The organism is Vibrio sp. 10N.261.54.E10 (assembly GCF_002877735.2).
Taxonomy (GTDB): domain Bacteria; phylum Pseudomonadota; class Gammaproteobacteria; order Enterobacterales; family Vibrionaceae; genus Vibrio; species Vibrio crassostreae_C.
In genome coordinates this window covers 624,096-640,588 of sequence record NZ_MCXE02000002.1, presented here as the reverse complement: position 1 = coordinate 640,588, position 16,493 = coordinate 624,096, and the positions used below count along the sequence as shown (strand labels likewise).

Annotated in this window: 9 protein-coding genes; 3 read left to right on the top strand and 6 right to left on the bottom strand. The window is 43.3% G+C overall.

The genetic code is table 11. The annotated features are described in order from the left end of the window. The first annotated feature begins 161 nt into the window (after nucleotides 1-161). Nucleotides 162-1,106: an acyltransferase gene (locus tag BCU07_RS13960; RefSeq protein WP_017063993.1), complete on the top strand. Its 945-nt coding sequence runs from the start codon at nucleotides 162-164 to the stop codon at nucleotides 1,104-1,106. 105 nt (nucleotides 1,107-1,211) lie between these two features. Here the strand turns inward: BCU07_RS13960 and BCU07_RS13955 are convergent, their stop codons facing one another. The 3 genes from BCU07_RS13955 to glgX all read right to left on the bottom strand — a co-directional run bounded on the left by BCU07_RS13955 (nucleotide 1,212) and on the right by glgX (nucleotide 6,040). Continuing rightward, complete coding sequence (locus tag BCU07_RS13955; protein ID WP_017069730.1) at nucleotides 1,212-1,940, bottom strand: tRNA (adenine(22)-N(1))-methyltransferase; 729 nt, start codon at nucleotides 1,938-1,940, stop codon at nucleotides 1,212-1,214. A 131-nt stretch (nucleotides 1,941-2,071) separates the two neighbouring features. Beyond that, nucleotides 2,072-3,814 carry a diguanylate cyclase gene (locus tag BCU07_RS13950; protein ID WP_102428465.1) on the bottom strand — a complete coding sequence of 581 codons (1,743 nt, stop codon included), beginning with the start codon at nucleotides 3,812-3,814 and terminating at the stop codon, nucleotides 2,072-2,074. Nucleotides 3,815-4,054: 240 nt separating this feature from the next. Next, on the bottom strand, nucleotides 4,055-6,040 hold the full coding sequence (gene glgX / locus BCU07_RS13945; RefSeq protein WP_102428466.1) for a glycogen debranching protein GlgX: 1,986 nt from the start codon (nucleotides 6,038-6,040) through the stop codon (nucleotides 4,055-4,057). A 433-nt stretch (nucleotides 6,041-6,473) separates the two neighbouring features. Between glgX and BCU07_RS13940 the strand changes: the two genes are divergently transcribed. Then, entirely contained in the window at nucleotides 6,474-7,820 is a 1,347-nt protein-coding gene (locus tag BCU07_RS13940; protein ID WP_081229325.1) for a carbohydrate porin, read from the top strand. Nucleotides 7,821-7,893: 73 nt separating this feature from the next. Beyond that, the gene (locus BCU07_RS13935; protein WP_081229326.1) at nucleotides 7,894-8,742 is read left to right on the top strand and encodes a MalM family protein; all 849 of its coding nucleotides are present in this window, start codon (nucleotides 7,894-7,896) and stop codon (nucleotides 8,740-8,742) included. Nucleotides 8,743-9,118: 376 nt separating this feature from the next. On the opposite strand, the gene BCU07_RS13930 is transcribed toward BCU07_RS13935, so the two are convergent. From BCU07_RS13930 to BCU07_RS13920, 3 genes are all read right to left on the bottom strand, one after another. Then, a complete protein-coding gene (locus BCU07_RS13930) occupies nucleotides 9,119-10,249 on the bottom strand; it encodes an ISAs1 family transposase (RefSeq protein WP_413286170.1) in 1,131 nt (376 codons plus the stop codon). 342 nt (nucleotides 10,250-10,591) lie between these two features. After that, nucleotides 10,592-14,284, bottom strand: a complete 3,693-nt coding sequence (gene pulA, locus BCU07_RS13925; RefSeq protein ID WP_102428522.1) for a pullulanase-type alpha-1,6-glucosidase — start codon at nucleotides 14,282-14,284, stop codon at nucleotides 10,592-10,594. Between the two features lie 353 nt (nucleotides 14,285-14,637). Next, nucleotides 14,638-16,410, bottom strand: a complete 1,773-nt coding sequence (locus BCU07_RS13920; RefSeq protein ID WP_102428523.1) for an alpha-amylase family glycosyl hydrolase — start codon at nucleotides 16,408-16,410, stop codon at nucleotides 14,638-14,640. Between the last annotated feature and the right edge of the window lie 83 nt (nucleotides 16,411-16,493).

The following is a 16,493-nucleotide window of genomic DNA, read 5'->3' as shown; positions in this document are numbered from 1 at the left end:
TCGTGCATGTGTTTTGATTTCGTTTTAATAGACTTTAGCTGGTTGAACATAGTTAACATAGGTTGAGTGGTTTGACCCCTAGGATATTCAATCAATTACTGAAGAGAATAATTTATAGATGCGTATAATGGCGGCTTTCGTTCTCAATATAACTGTGTTTTATGCTTGATAATCTTCGTATGGCCTTGAACGTATTGTTCGTGACCATTAATACTGCATTCACCGCATTGGCTGTGAGCCTGTTTGCCCTAATCAAACTTATTTTGCCAATTTCTGTCGTTCAAAAATCATGCACTCGCTTAGCTAACTTCACATTCTGGTGTTGGGCTTCTCTTAATTTATGGATGTTGAACGCCAATAACGATATCGAATGGCAAGTGGAAGGGGGGGAAGATATTTCGACCAAGCAGTGGTATTTGATGATGTCTAACCACCTAAGCTGGGCAGATATTGTGATTTTGTCTTCAATCCTAAAAGACAAAATGCCGATGACGAAGTACTTCTTGAAACATGAATTGTTGTACGTACCATTTGTTGGCTTGGCCTGCTGGGGCTTAGATATGCCATTCATGAGACGCCACTCTCGTGAGTTCCTATTACGCAACCCAGAACGCCGTAATGATGATTTTAATGCAATCAATAAAGCGTGTACTAAGTTCAAATTAGCACCGACAACATTGGTTAATTTTGTTGAGGGGACTCGTGCAAACCACGAGAAACTGGCGTCAGCAAAGACCCCTTATCGCCACTTATTGAAGCCGAAAACTGGGGGCGTGGCATTTGCTTTATCTGCAATGGGCCCAATTTTGGATGGCATCGTGGATGTGACCTTAGCTTACCCTGAAAACCAAACCTCTCCGTTTGAAGATATGCTGAAGGGCAAAATGACTAAGGTCGTTGTGCGTATTAAATTGCATCCAATGGATGAGAACGTGAACGGTAATTACTTTGAAGATAAGGCTTTTAAACGTCGCTTCCACAATTGGTTGAACAGCACGTGGAAAGAGAAAGACGTCTACCTTGATACGGTTTATGGGGTTGATAAGCCTTCTGAGGTAGAGACAGTTGACGAGCCTGATGTGGCTTATAAGAAACAAGAACAGTAAGCTAAAACTGAATCGATAGCATTAATAAAGCCGATAGCTCATTGAACTATCGGCTTTTTTATTAATTTGACTTTCTTAATATTCAAACCATTAAGTTAGTACTTACTATGGCTTAACCGCCTGGTAAGCATCAATAATATGCTTTACTTGGCTAGGTTTGCCTTGCTTCTCTTGTCCTTGATGGATACGTAAGTAGTGCTGCAATGTTTTGGCTTTGTATTGCTGTGATACCTTCACTTGTTCATCACAACTTGGTGTCCAGATCTTGTCACCGACGTTTGATATCTCGCTAACGGTTTGGCTCTTTTCTGAATCACCGCGACTATTACTCACCAATAAAATCTCGTAGTAACGACGGTTCTCTTCAATCAACACTTCATCAATAAGACCAAAATGGATCGCCTTTAAATGGCTTCTCAACTCGAATTGCTGATGCACCGGACAAAGCAAGAAATCGATCGCTTTGTCTGGGTGTTGACGATGAATATCATCGACGAGCTTTTGAGTAAGATCGCCACCGACGCCCGCAATAATCACCAGGTGTTTGCCAGTATGTTTCTCAAGCGGGATAGCGGCGACATCCATACAGTAGACTTGCCATTGGCTAGTCACTTTCTGTTCTGCTATTGCACCTTGCGGAAAGTAACGCGTAAGTTTGCTTTCCAAATCGCTCATAAGAGACGGGACAATATCGACAAAGTGAAGCTGAGGTGCTTTGTTATCCGACAACAGTTGAACACCCAAGAAGCCGTGATCACAACAACAGTCCCAAATATGTTGGTAGTCATTGCTGACAAGGGAATGGAGAGTTTGCAGTCGGTTACTTAGCTTCATAAGGCTCGTGTCGTTAGAAAAGGGGTATTGTCGTGTTGAACGCGCATTGTAATGACTTTCCATAAAAACAAAAGCACCTAGGGTATGAATCCTAGGTGCTTTGTAGTGGCTACAGAAATGTAAGTATAGGTTTACGATGCTTTGGCAACGGCTCTGATATGGCCTTCCACTCGGTTCTTACCAAGTTGTTGCGCGATAAGTTTCGCTTGTTCCGCCAGCGCTAAAGCTGAGTCTGTTTCACCCTCTATTTGCGAGTATCCCACGCTAACCCCTAGCGATAAGGTGATATCTGGAGTGACGATGGTTTTCTCCGCGATTGCGACTCTGCACTGGTCTAGCTGGAATTTGGCATCTTTCACATCATTGGCTTTGAATAATACTGCGAACTCCTTTCCTCCAACACGAGCCAAGCAAAGTCCCTTTGGCTTGGGGAAGTAACTGCGTATCGATTCTGCAGTCAGCTTGATCATCTTGTCGCCAACCGCTTCACCGTAGGCTCGGTTTACGTGGTCGAAGTTATCGATATCAAGCAGAGCGACATAGGTATCGGGCTCGCTCACGTAGTTTTCGATGGCGATGCTGAAACTGCTCTTATTGTCTAACTGCGTCATCAGATCTTTGCTGCTCAATTGATGTTGAAGCAGTAAGTTAGACAAAGAGACTTCAGTGTAATCACGGATCATTCGTAGAATACTCTGGCTGATCGGTAAGTTTACGTTTACGTACAACACTGCGATCAACTGCTGACGAGAGTGCAAAGGAATACAGTAATGACGTTGGTGTATTTTGAGTTTACACGCCAGTGGATCGGCGTACTTACCACTTCGGTAAGCCATAGTGTCCGGTGTAAATCGCTCTGCAAGGGCTTTGTCACAATGTACCGTGGATTTGTTTCCGTGATAGTCGATGGTACTGAATGCGTGGTTCTCAAGCTGATAGAGACAGAATTGAATGCCTTTTTGGTAGGTGAAACTATCCAGTATGGATTTTAACTCTCGCTTAAAGCTTACAAGGTCATCGACTTTATTCAGTTGCGACAAGGACACGTTCAAACGATAAGCCAGATAGTTGGCACCAATCCACAATAGCAGGAGTGAGCCCAGTACTAAGCCCGTCAACGTAAATTGATGTGAGCTGGTTAAGATGTCATGGCGGTCAGTGCCCGCAATGAACACCCAATTTAAGCTGTTGTCTGCGTCAAATACCGATATTTTGAAGTTATCTTGATAGTAATATTCGTGCTTACCAACGGTTTCACCTTGTGAGAGTTGGTGGCTTATCCCTGCATGGAAGCTGATGGATTTAGAACCGATACGCTGTGGATCCGGGTGGAATACCAGTCGCTCTGTTGCTCGGTCAACGACAAATACATAGCCGTGATTAAGCGTTTTTAAGTCTCTTAATCCTTGTGTGGTGTGTAAAAGGTCAAACTCAATCCATATTTCTTCATTCAATCTTTCCGCTGTATGTTTAACTGCGAACACCCAACGACCATCTGCTTTTTGGTAAATCGAAGAGATGTAAAAATCTTCTACAACACCGTCTATTGAATGCCATTGTATTGTGGCGATTTGTTCATTGGAAAGAGGAAGGCCACGAGTGGAGACATAATGTTGGGAGTTAGGTTGGTATCGAACGATATCGGAGAAATTTGGTGTTCTTCTTAGAATATTATCACTCAATTCTCTGAATTTTTTATCACCGATTGGAGCCGTTTTAGGCAAGCCTAGACTGGTTTCTAAAAAATAGAGTTTGCCGAATGTGGCTTCGATGTTGGAACGAATGGTAGAGCTTGCGATACGAATGTTTGATGATGATTGTTCTGTTGCTGCTGTTTCTACTTTTTCAAGCTGAGTCATAGCAAGATAGAGCATCCCTCCAGTTAATAAAATAATGTATGGTTTAAAAAGCCGAATTAATGTTTTAGGTAAAGCCATGATATCCAAAGACGTTATAGATTCATTTTTATAGTACGGCAATACTAAACAGTTTCATTAACCACATCAATGCAAATGATTCCATATGGATGAATGATTTTTGTGATATTCAGCTAACAAAAAAGCCAGCTATAAATATAACTGGCTTCTATGGTTTTCGGTGTTTTATTAAGCTGACTAAGCTTTTGCTTTAATCAAATCAGCCTGATCTGGCGAATAGTGCAAAATTGCCATCGAAGTTGGCGACAACAACATTTCACCTTCTGCATGACCGGGTTTAACGTTTCGCAAGTTGGTATCACAGATGGTTACCCAGTTTTGTTCACGGTCATTCGGTAACGAGAAACGTGCTGGCGCATTGGTTTGGTTGATAAGATAAATTAACTCGTCGCCATCTTTACCAATACCTAAATGCAAAGCGACTGAGCTTAAGCGGTTCCAGTCGTCATGCTCCATAAGTGTGCCATCGACACGGCTCCAGAAGATGCGGTTAGAGTTACGCTTTTCGCCACTGAATGCCTTAATAAACGGCACCATGTATTGCTGACGAGCAGAGATCATTTCAGATAACCAAGTCTTGAAGTAAGTCTTGCGCTCTGAATCTTCCCAGTTAAGCCAGCTGGTCACGCCATCTTGGCAGTAAGCGTTGTTGTTACCTTTTTGAGTGTGAGATAACACATCAGCTGTCAGAATATGTGGAATGCCAAAGGCAAACAACAGACTCGCCATGAAGTTACGTTTCTGTTTTTCGCGTGTGGCAACAACCAATAGGTTTTCGGTTTCCCCTTCAACACCGTAGTTATCAGAGCGGTTATCACCGTGTCCATCTCGGTTGTTCTCGCCGTTATCTTCATTGTGCTTGTGTTTGTAAGAGACAAGATCTTGCATTGTGAAGCCGTCGTGATACGTGATGTAGTTTACGGTTAGTCTGTATGGCCAGTGTGCTGCGCTGTAGATATCGCGAGATCCCATTAAGCGCGTCGCAAACTCTTTTAGATAGCCTTGATCACCGCGCCAGAAGCTACGTGTGATATCACGCAGTTTGTCGTTACATTCATTCCAGCCTAGTGGAAAGTTACCTACTTGATAACCGTTAGGGCCAATATCCCACGGTTCTGCAATCAACTTGGTCTCTTTGAGCACAGGATCTTGAGCAACGGCTTTGAAAAAAGCAGCTTCAGGGTTGTAATTATCGCCTTCACGTCCCAGCGTCGCGGCCAAATCAAAACGGAAGCCGTCGACTTTGAATTCACTCACCCAGTAACGAAGCGTATCCATCACTAAGTTGAGTGCGGGCTGGTGGGTAAGGTCGACGGTGTTTCCACAGCCAGTGAAGTTCGCGTAATGGCAGCCATGTTTAATGTAGTAGCGGCTATCGAGTGCTTTTAGGTTGAAGGTGGTTCCGCCTTCCCCACCTTCTGCTGTGTGGTTGTACACCACGTCTAGAATGACTTCGATGCCATTGCGGTGCAGTTCGCGAATCGCAGTCTTTAACTCGTTTACGGCATCTTTCTCTGCGTAGCGAGGGTCAGGCACCATAAACAAGTATGGGTTGTAACCCCAATAGTTCACTTTACCCATGTCTAATAGGTGTGGTTCATGCATGCATGCGGCAATGGGCAAAAGCTGTAGAGAGTTGATATTTTGCTGTTTGTAGAACGCAAGCATTTCAGGGCTCACTAACCCTAAGTAGCGTCCTTTAGTATTGGCAGCCACTTCTGGGTGCAGTTGAGATAGACCTTTTACATGCGTTTCAAAAAGAACGGTATCTTCGCGGCTAATGCGTGGCTTTTCTACATCTTGCCAATCGAAGGTGTCATCAACAACGACACATTTCGCCATAGCAAAGCTTTTTTCATTGGTATATGGCGTGACGTAATCGAGCGGTTCGCTTATTGCTTTGGCATACGGGTCTGAAAGCAGGATAGGGCCATTGTCCGTTTCGGCAATGAAGCCGTATTTTTGCCCCGCTTTAATACCATCAATAAAGACATATCTGATATCAGCGTATTCATTTTCCAATTTATAAGTGGTGAATTCGTCGTTCTCGTCAAAAAGAGCGAGTGAAAGAGATTTACAGTCAGGAGAATAAATAGAGAAGTTGCAGCCAGTGTTACCTAGCGTTGCGCCTAGCGGATAAGGGCGAGCGAGCGTTCTAGTCATTGCTTGATTTCTTGTTCGTTTATCAACATCAGTGAACTATTAGTAAAAGGCTTTGTCACAGTAAGGTCAAGCAACTTCACAGATTAATTACGGTAAAAAAATAATTCATCGATGAAGTTCAAATTATATATTTGAGCTAGATCTCACTTATGTTGAATAATTAGATCTGTGTGCTGTCTACTCCTCCTATATTAAGTGATCTACCTCTTTAAAACACCATTCTGTATATTTTCTACTCCCCTCTAGTCCCCCTTAATTAACTTAGGGGCGGAGGAAGTCAAACTTGTCATCCCCTCTTAATATTGACCCCGTTGAAACGAATCAGGGGAAACCCTAAACCTCTCTATCTTACGACTACCATTACTGCCTTTGGTTGCCGCAAGAGAGCAAAAATATAAAAACCTAAAATAAATCGTCCTTAATGGAGTTAAGAATGAAAAAAGTAAGTTTGATTGCTGCAGCAGTGGCTTCGACATTGATGGCTGGTTCAGCTTTCGCTGCCGAAGTTGATTTTCATGGGTATATGCGCGCAGGCTTCGGTATGAATGCTGATGGTGGCTCGCAATATTGTTATGGTAATGGTGGCCCTACTACATTTGGGCATGCAGTTGGTCGTTTAGGCGATGAGTGTGATAACTATGCTGAACTTTCTCTAGGCGTAAACAAGATTTGGGAAAGTTCAGATGGCGATGCATTCAATATCCATACTCTAATGGCATTTGGCACGTATGAGAATGGTGGCTTAGATGGACGTGGTAATTCGTTCCAAAGTATCGGTACAGATCCTGATGACCCATGGTCTGGTGAGAGAGCTTCGTTCCGTGAAGCTTGGGCTGACTACACTATGGCAAACGGCATGAGCATTTGGGCTGGTGAACGTTATTACGGACGTAAAGATGTTCATATTATGGATATGTACTACGTAAATAACTCTGGTGCTGGTGCCGGTGTTGAAAACATTGATTTGGGCTTTGCGAAGCTTCATGCTGCAGTTGTTCAGCATAAATGGAAGGCTCCATTACTAACTGCAGATGATCCATCGACACCTGAAGATGAAAGACAGCCACTTGAGGGTACACAAGTTTACTCAACTGCTAATTCAATCGACCTTCGCTTGACAGGTATTGAAACAAATGACAAGGGTAGTATGGAGTTCATTTTAATGGCTGCAGACCCTTCTCATACAGATGTACAAAGTGATGCAATTGACGGCGGTATTGGTAATGCAGGTGATTATGGTCTAGATAAAGCAGGCTTTTTCCTTACAGCTGAACACACTCAAGGCCATAGCATGGGCTTTAACAAAGCTGTTATTCAGTATGCAACTGAAGGTTATGCTTGGGCTGGTTTCGTAGGTAACCACGCAGGTGATTCGTACAACATGGAATTAGGTCAGGAAGGACGAGAGTCTTTACGTCTAATCGATTGGGGTGTAATCGAAGCTGAAAAATGGAATCTTGGTTACTCGTTCGTTTATGCTCAGTTGTTGGATGACGGCAATGGCAACAGTGATGGCAAAGCTATGAGTGTTGTTCTTCGTCCTGGCTACAAATGGTCTGAAACAATGAGCACTATTCTAGAGCTTGGCTATCACCAAGATGAATACCCTTGGGCTGATAAAGAAGACTTAACGAAAGTTACAATTGCTCAACAATGGCAAGCCGGTTCAAATTTCTGGGCTCGACCTGCAATTCGAGTATTTGCATCTAGTTACAGTGGCGACAAAGCTGTTGATAACAATGACTTAATGTTCGGTGCACAAGTTGAAGCTTGGTGGTAATCTAGCATTTAGTCATTAATAAAAAACAGTAGCCAGCTTACAAGCTGGCTACTGTATTACAAGGGATAAGTGAATGAAAAAAATAGTATCGATTCTAATGGGGGCGACCGTTTTATTTGGTTGTGCGAGCCACCAAGATTTTTCTTCTTCGAGCTCGGAACAAGCAAGTATCTCTACGGTGGAGCAAATTAGTTGGAATCAAGTTGGCGTTCCATCAAGCTTTTCTATTCACTTTTCTGAAGATTCTCAGATTTTAAATAGCACAGACATAATGGGACCAGTGGCTGGTTTTTCTTTTGATGTTTCTGAGCCTCAGGTCATAATAGAACTTTCGGGCATGGTTAAACGCTTAGAAGTATTTTCTCCAAATTTAGCCATTTATGATCAAAATTTTAAATTATTGCGAAATTACGACTCATCCTTTTTTGATTATGATAAAAATGACTTTATAAAGGGTGATGTTTTATTTGGTGAAGTTGAATTGAATCTACCGATGAGTACCACTCGTATTTATGGTGTTGTTTACACTACTAAACAAGATTTAACACAAACTACCCAGCTATTGCACCCGGCCAAAGCAATGGCTATTGCCAAGCGAAATGTTGTCCCTGCTATTGATGATCCTGAAGCGAAGCATGTTGACATTGGTGAAGTTAGAGTTGCTATAAAACGTGAAGGTTTCTTTAGTGGGTTAACGAAACCTTCAAAATCTGCATCAGCTCCTGAAATTCCTGTTATTGAAAGCAAGAAGCTAACAATAGAAGCAATTCAACCAGAAACACAAACTTACTACCATAATGCCATTCAAGCAGCAGTAGACGCAGATAATATTCCCAAAGCTCTGAGCCTACTAGATGAAGCAAAAGCACTTGGTATTGAAGGCGCACAAGAAATTTTTGTAAAAGCCGTCAATAAAAAATAGTCGACGAGTTTGTAAATACCGATTGATATAAAGAGAAGGGCTCCTGACTAGGAGCCTTTTTTATTGTCCATAATAAATTAAAAGTAATACTGATATTCATCGAATGCTTGAATGTAAATAACCACAGACTTAAACACAATAACCAATGGCTAATATAAATGGGCGTGATTCGTTATTTATGGTTTTTATTTATTAGCTACTAGTTAAAACACTCTCGTCTATTTTACTCTTCTCAAACCGCTGAATACGAACTCTGTTGACGAATCGCCACTTCATCTACCGACCTAAGCTCGGCTTCCTAAATTTTACGTACACTGGAATGAGACGTTCACATGTACTCGTTATGCTTTCTATTAAGAACTAAAGCAGGGCAAGATTACGAAGCCCCTTGCCCTGCAAGGACTTGCGAAAGGTAAGCGTTATTGCGGTTCGCTTTTTTCTGCTTTCTTTTGATCCCTGCTTTGAAGCTGATTTCTTCCGTCAGCAGATTTAAAGCTATATGTATTATAACTGCTAAATTCTCACCGGCTTGCTCTCGACGTATCCGACATTCATCTTCTTTAAAACCAACGTCTAATCGCCAGTGCATCTGATTTTCAATGCTCCAATGTGCTCGCGTGCTCTCTAGTAAAGCTTTAGCCGTTAGTTTTGCTGAGCTTATGTAGTGCTTGATTTGCATTGTTTCTGCTGGCTTATCACCTTCTTGACGAATTGAAACGACCATACCAATTGTGGAGAGTTCAGCCCAATCAAACGCTATATAGCCTAAGAAATCTGTATTGTGAACAACCATACTCAAACGCGTCTCTGTACGACCATGCCCTTTCTCTTGAGTGACGTATTTATCACCTTCAAAACTATTAATCATACTAGAATTAAACACTTGGCTAATCGCTTGCTCCAATCGTTTTTGATTACCTTTTACCGCTAAGAGATAATCTGCATCTTGAGCGACTATCTTTTCAGCTATATCCTTCTGGCATCCCATAGCATCAATAGTCACTAAACAACCTCGCAAGGAAAGCATTTCAAGCAGTTCAGGGATCGCTTTTATTTCATTGCTTTTATCCGCAGTCTTCACTTGTCCTAGTACAACTTGGTTTGCTGCACTAAAGGCACTAACCATATGGATTGCACCACAACGCTTGTCTTTGTTGTATGTGCCTCTGAGAGTTTTGCCGTCGATAGCAATCACTTCACCCTCTGTCGTCTCATGACAGTCTTTCATCCACGCAGTAAAGCATCGTTGCAGTTGCTTGGCGGAAATAAGATTGATAACTCGGGCAATGGTATCGTGTACTGGTATGCCTTGTTTGAAATCACCATACTGCCTAAGCCATTCCAAGTTATCTTCACCAAAATCTTCAATATCCTCCCAACCTTCAGCACCAGCAATCACTGCTGCAATTGTTAAGAAGATAATGTCGGTTAGCGTGTGCTCTATTTTCCAAGCTTGGCGAGGGTCTCGAATAACTGAAATATGGTCCAAAAGGCTTAATCCATTCATTATGGCTAAATATCTGCTGTTAAAAAACAGTATATGATCACACCTAAATCTGATCATCAAATCGATCTTGAATGTATTGAATTTGTTGTGACTTCAGTGTACAAATTAGTGGAAACATCACTTCACGCTACCCCTTATTCCATATGGGTTTTTCATGATCTTGCCCTGAGAACTAAAGTGGTTCGTTTTATCTATTAACATTGGGATTAATGGAGACCATGGATTGATGTGGTGTATTGGGAATGGTGTTTGTTTAGGACAAAAAAAGGGAGACTGGCGTCTCCCAAAGGCTAGCTTTCGCTGGTTTTTATTATCTGTTACTTCGCTTCGATACTTTAAGCTTTACTGCTTAGTGACCGAAACAACTGGACCATCTACATTGTCATCCAGCTCGTGAATTGCATTCAGAGTGAATGTGTAGCTGCCAGTTTCTGTTACGCTTAATTGGCAGTTACCATCAGTACCTAGGTCGATTGACCCACCAGCAAGTTCGACTGAATCGCAACCAAAGTTAGGTGATACCCAATCAGCATCAGCAAACTTGAAGCCATAGTTACCCGCTTCCAAGTTGCCTGTCACAGAATAAACACCATTAGCGACAAAGCTCATTGCCCAATCATCCGTTGCGCCCCATCCATTCATGTCACCTTTAACGTAAACTGTTGTTTGGCCGTATGGTGGGATGCTAGATACATCCTTGTCTGAGTTATCAACTGGCAGGCCAGCACCTTGTGCATCACCTTGAGCTTGTACAAATACAGCGGTAGTTAGTGCAGGGACTGTGAAGGTTTCAGCGGCAAAGCTTGCGCCTTTCACTGTGTCGTCAGCCGAGTTTTGTTGAACGTAATGAAGTGTAAAGCCGGTTGCTCCTGTGATTTTGAATGATTGAGATTCATTAGTTGAGTTTACAACTGCCACAATCGCATCATTTGCAGGGTCAAGATCGTCGCCCGCAGACACGCCATCATCGATCGACATGACAATCAGGCCTTCGACTTGATCTTCGCCTACGTTACGGAAGTCGACACGCTTCATAACTTCGTCAGCTGTATCTAAGCGGAACAGTTCGCTTGAGCTACGGATCTTTAATAGCTCTAGGAATTGCTGCTTAGTCAGCTCAATGTCGTCTGAGTCTGGTTTAGCCGCGCTGTCAGCAATGATTGTTTTGATCAGATCCCAGTTTGCACCATCTTTATCTTCACGAGGTAAGCCAACATTCCAGTTGTTGTCCGTCCCATCAAACATGACGCGGTTGTACCAGTCACCAGAATCGTAAGAATCGCGCTGCATAGACTTAGATCGTAGCAGTTCAGAACCCATATGGATGAATGGTATGCCTTGGCCTAGCATCACGGTAGAAAGCGATACAGACTGCATACGCGCACGCTCTGCAGAGCTAGTACCAGTGGCGATCTTGTAAGCGTTGTTATCCCAAAGTGTTTGGTTATCGTGTTTGGAAACGTAAGAGATGTTCTCGGAAGGCATCTTGGTGTAACCAGCTGGCGCGCCGTTGTAATCAACGTTTTTACCCAGTTTGGTATCGCCTTTGTAATCAATCAGTACGTATTCTGCGAGGTTACCTGCCATCCCCAAACGAACAAGGTCTTGGTTATGTAAACGACCATTGATCGAATCTTGATCAACTTTGGTTTCTTCATTGGCAATCGCTGCGTTACCAAAGCCTTGGTTAAAGCGAAGTGGGTGGTTCCCTTCTGAGTCGACACCACCATCGAATGGGCTACCACCACGAACGGCGTCACGCAAACGGTCTGAGAAGGTACCGATTTCTGTACCTGCCATATTGATTTGGTTTGCTTGATCGAAGCGGGCGTTGTTGGCGACTTCACCAAAGTCCCAGCCTTCCCCGTAGAACAGAGTATTCGGGTCGATTTTGCGCACTTCTTCCAATGCTTCGACCATTACATCTTTTGGCTGGTGGCCCATCAAGTCAAAACGGAAACCATCCACTTTGTAGTCGTCAGCCCACACCTTAAGTGAGTCGACCATCAATTTACCCATCATCAGGTTTTCGGTCGCAGTGTTGTCACAACAAGTCGAGTTTTCTACGCCACCAGTGTTGACGTTAAGACGGTGGTAGTACCCAGGGACAATCTTATCCAGTACCGACTTATCGTTCACACCAGACGCATTGGTGTGGTTGTATACCACGTCCATGATCAGCTTAAGATCCATGTCGTGCGTAGCTTTGACCATCTGACGGAATTCGAGAATACGCTGAGAACCATTAGGATCGGTCGCGTAACTTCCTTCAGGAACCGTGTAATGGAATGGGTCGTAGCCCCAGTTGAAGCTATCAAGCATACGAAGGTCATTCATTAATGCTTGTGCGTCACCCGTTGAAGGGTCATAACCATCGAGTACGTCTTCGATGACTTTGTTTTCGTCTTCGCTTCCACATAAGGTAGCTGTCGGTTTTACATCACACAGTTTTCCTACGGTGTCGGTGATATCAACACGGCTCGCGGCATCTTCATCGACGGTAGCGATATCAAATGCTGGTAAGATATGCAGCGTAGTTAAACCTGCTTCTTGGAGAGCTTGTAGGTGTTTGACCGACTCACGATCGGCTTCTGTAAGAGCGAGGTACTTGCCATTTAGGCTAGCTGTGCCGAGCTTATCGCTGAAACTAAAGTCACGTAGGTGTGATTCGTAAAGTACGTGGTCTTCGTCTTTCTCTACGGTTGGTCGTTGGTAGTTGTCCCAGTTCGCTGGTTTCAAGGTTGAATCATTCAGGTCAATCACTTGAGAGTATGCTGAGTTCTTTGACAAGCTGAGAGAGTATGGGTCGGTTACTAGGCGAGTTTCGATATTTCCTGTAGTTGGGTGGTAGACCTTCACTTGGTAACGATAGTAACTGTTGACTGCATTAGACACCGCGTCAGTCGCCCAAATACCCGTCTCAGTGCTTTCTGTCATTGGAAAAACTTGTGAGCTTTTCAGGTCTTCGCTGTAAAGAACTAGCTCTACATCTTGCGCGGTTGGTGCCCAAAGCTTGAAGGTCGCCGCACTGCCTTCAACAATCGCGCCGAGTTCTTCAGCCATTGCATTACCAGCATCTTCGCTAGCAAATACCGCATCAAGCACACCAGGTTTTTGAACCTCAGTTGAAGAGATAACATCGCCATTGGCATTGTAGGCAACAAAAATTATCTGAGATTTTAAAATAGTGCGAAGTGTGCTGTCGTCAACATCGATAGCTAGGGCAGGTAAGCTTGCAAGGTGTCGGAAACGCTCTTTCAATTCAGAAGATAGTTCTCCGTCTTTGCTTAGTTCAATTGCAGTGCCACCGACAATCTCTTTGTCGTCGTTCATCGTGATGCTGTTATCGAGTGCGTAGAACAGCTTCACAGAGTCGGCATTGCTAGCGGCTTCCCAAGCAATGGTGGTCGCATCTAACCAATGTGCTTTTTGACCATCAATATTGACTGGGCGCTCTGAAATTGGGTCGTAATATAACTCGCTGCTGCCATGGAACCCGAATACACCTTGTGAATCGCCAAGCTTAGTGAGCTCGATTTTAGAATTGGCACTGCCAAACGCTTTTTCGTCGCCATTATGTAAGATGAAGTTCATGCATTTATGTGGGTCAGAAGCATCAGGATCGACTTTCAACACATAGTAAGCACCGTAAGTATCGCTGATACCATCGTATTCGTAAGGGCTGTTCCAATCGGTTCCGGTTTCACTCAACCCCATGCCGACTAAGTCTGTGCTAGTACAGCCTTCGCCATTCCACAGGTGAAGTCCCCAACCGTCGTAAGTAGAGCCTGAAGTGCTTGCGGCTGCAACATCACGTTTGTAATACACTACTACTTCGTTTTCGCCTGCTTTGTATAAGCCATCATTGCCTGCGTCGGTGTCATTGTCACTATCACTGCCACAACCTGCAATCAAAGTAGCGGTGAATAGAGGTAAAATTGCTTTGGCCAAAGTAGAGCGCTTGAAGCTTCTCTTTTTGGTTACATTGAAGGTATTTCGTAGAGAGATAATTTTATTAATATTTATGTTGTTCACGTTTTGATATCCATATTTCACTTTTTATGAAGATGAATATCCTAGCTTTAACCAAGGTCAACTATTTGTGATGGCAATGTATAAAGTTATTTTAAATTCGTAAATATAGGAAACCTAGTGTCAATATCACGCTTTGTATTTGGTTATTGTTAAATTAATTGGATCAATGACTCATTTGCATAATATCAATAATGTAAGGCGTAGAGGCTAGGCGTAGTTAATAAGGATGAGAGCTCATCCTTATTATTGTGAGTAATATATCGAATTGAGAGAGTGTTAATTTAATGTGGAAATTAAGTTATTTATCAATTAGCTAAAAGCGAGCTGTTCGGTAATTTATATTGATAGGTATATCATCCATTTAAGGATAACACCCAAGCCAAAGACGCCAGCGGTTTCAATTCAATATTAAAACTGCCAACACTGTTCTCAATGTCGAGCACTTGTTGCGCTATGCCTTCAATATATTCATTGAGTATGTAACGACCATCAACTAATTTGAGTTTTTGGATTACATCACTTGGAATCTTTAAGTGAATATTTTCAGTGGTATGTTGGCTGAAATTAGCTGCAACAATGGTTAGCTCTTGGTGGTCAGAGCGCAGAAATGCGTAGACTGAATCACTTAAGTTACAGCACTGGTGTAAGTCTTGGTAATCACCTGTTATCGATGAGTGCTCTAGCGAAAAGTTCATTACCTTTTGATAGAAGTGACGCAGCTGCTTTTCGTTTTCGTCTAATAGCCCGCCATCGAATGCGCCGTGGTTCATCCACTTTTGGTGTTGTGGGACTCCGATGTAGTCAAATATGGAAGTTCGTGAGGGCTGTCCAAAGCCTGCATTCTCCGCACCGGGTTCGCCGACTTCTTGCCCAAAGTAGATCATGGTTGGAGAGCTGCTCAATAGAGCGCTAACTAGCATCGCAGGCTTTGCGATATGTGGATTGCCTACAAACTCTGGTGAGGCGATTCGTTGCTCGTCATGGTTATCCAAAAAATGCAGCATATGATGTTCAATGTCGTGCATTTGATGTTGGATTTCAGGGATGATTGCCGTTGAAGCCTTGCCTTGCATGATGGCTTTGAGGCCGTCGTACAGATCTACCTTGTCATAGAGGTAGTCCATCTTGCCTAAGTGAATGTATTCACGGTACAAGTCCGGCTGATACACCTCTGCCATCAGAAAGGCATCGTGGTTTTTCATCTTTATTGATGAGTTGAGGTAGCTCCAAAACTCAACTGGCACCATTTCAGCCATGTCGTAACGGAATCCATCAACGCCTTTGTCTAACCAGAACAAGGCGATGTCTCGGAACTTAACCCAAGAGCTAGGCACAGCGACCGATTCCCAGAATTGGTGATGCTCTCGGTAATCGCGTTGGGCATAGTCTTTGGGGATCTCAGGGAAATCTTTTGAACCGTCAGGGCGCACACCGTAATTAATCTTTACGGTTTCATACCAATCGTCGAAACTAGGCTTGGCTAAACGTGAGCCGTTACCTGTCCATTTGGCGGGCGTCTCTATAAACGGGGAGTTTAGGTTGGGATGCTGTTCACCACCTAGCGGCGTAAAAGCGGGCTCTATGTCTGGCAATTCAAAGGTGCTGTTGGGAATATAGTAGAAGTTATTGTCTTTGTGGTATTCCAGCGTTGTGTCATCTTGAGCGCCGAAGTCACTGACACCTTCTGGGTTGTTTAAGCCTTTATAATGACGCGCAACGTGATTCGGTACGATATCGATAATCACTTTTAAACCATTGTCGTGACTTCTTTTGATGAGTGCCTCGAACTCCTCTAGTCGGCATTCAGGGTTGTCTGCGAGATCTGGGTTTACGGAATAGTAGTCTTTGACGGCATATGGTGATCCCGCACGGCCTTTCACCACGCTAGGGTGATCGTCTGAAATACCAAGGTGCTTGTAGTCATTGATGAGCGCATGATGTGGCACTCCGGTATACCAAATATGAGTCATACCGAGTTTGCGGATTTCAGACAGCGCTTTGTCGGTAAAATCACTGAACTTACCGACGCCATTTTGCTCGATTGTGCCCCATGGAACATGTTGGGTGTTTTTATTGCCAAATAAACGCGTAAAAACTTGGTAGATGGCGTACTTTTGGTTGTACATATTTATAATTCCTTTAACTTCCATCATGTTATGTAGGGATGAAAGGGCTTGTTTATTCTTTGCAGGCTAACCGAATTACAATA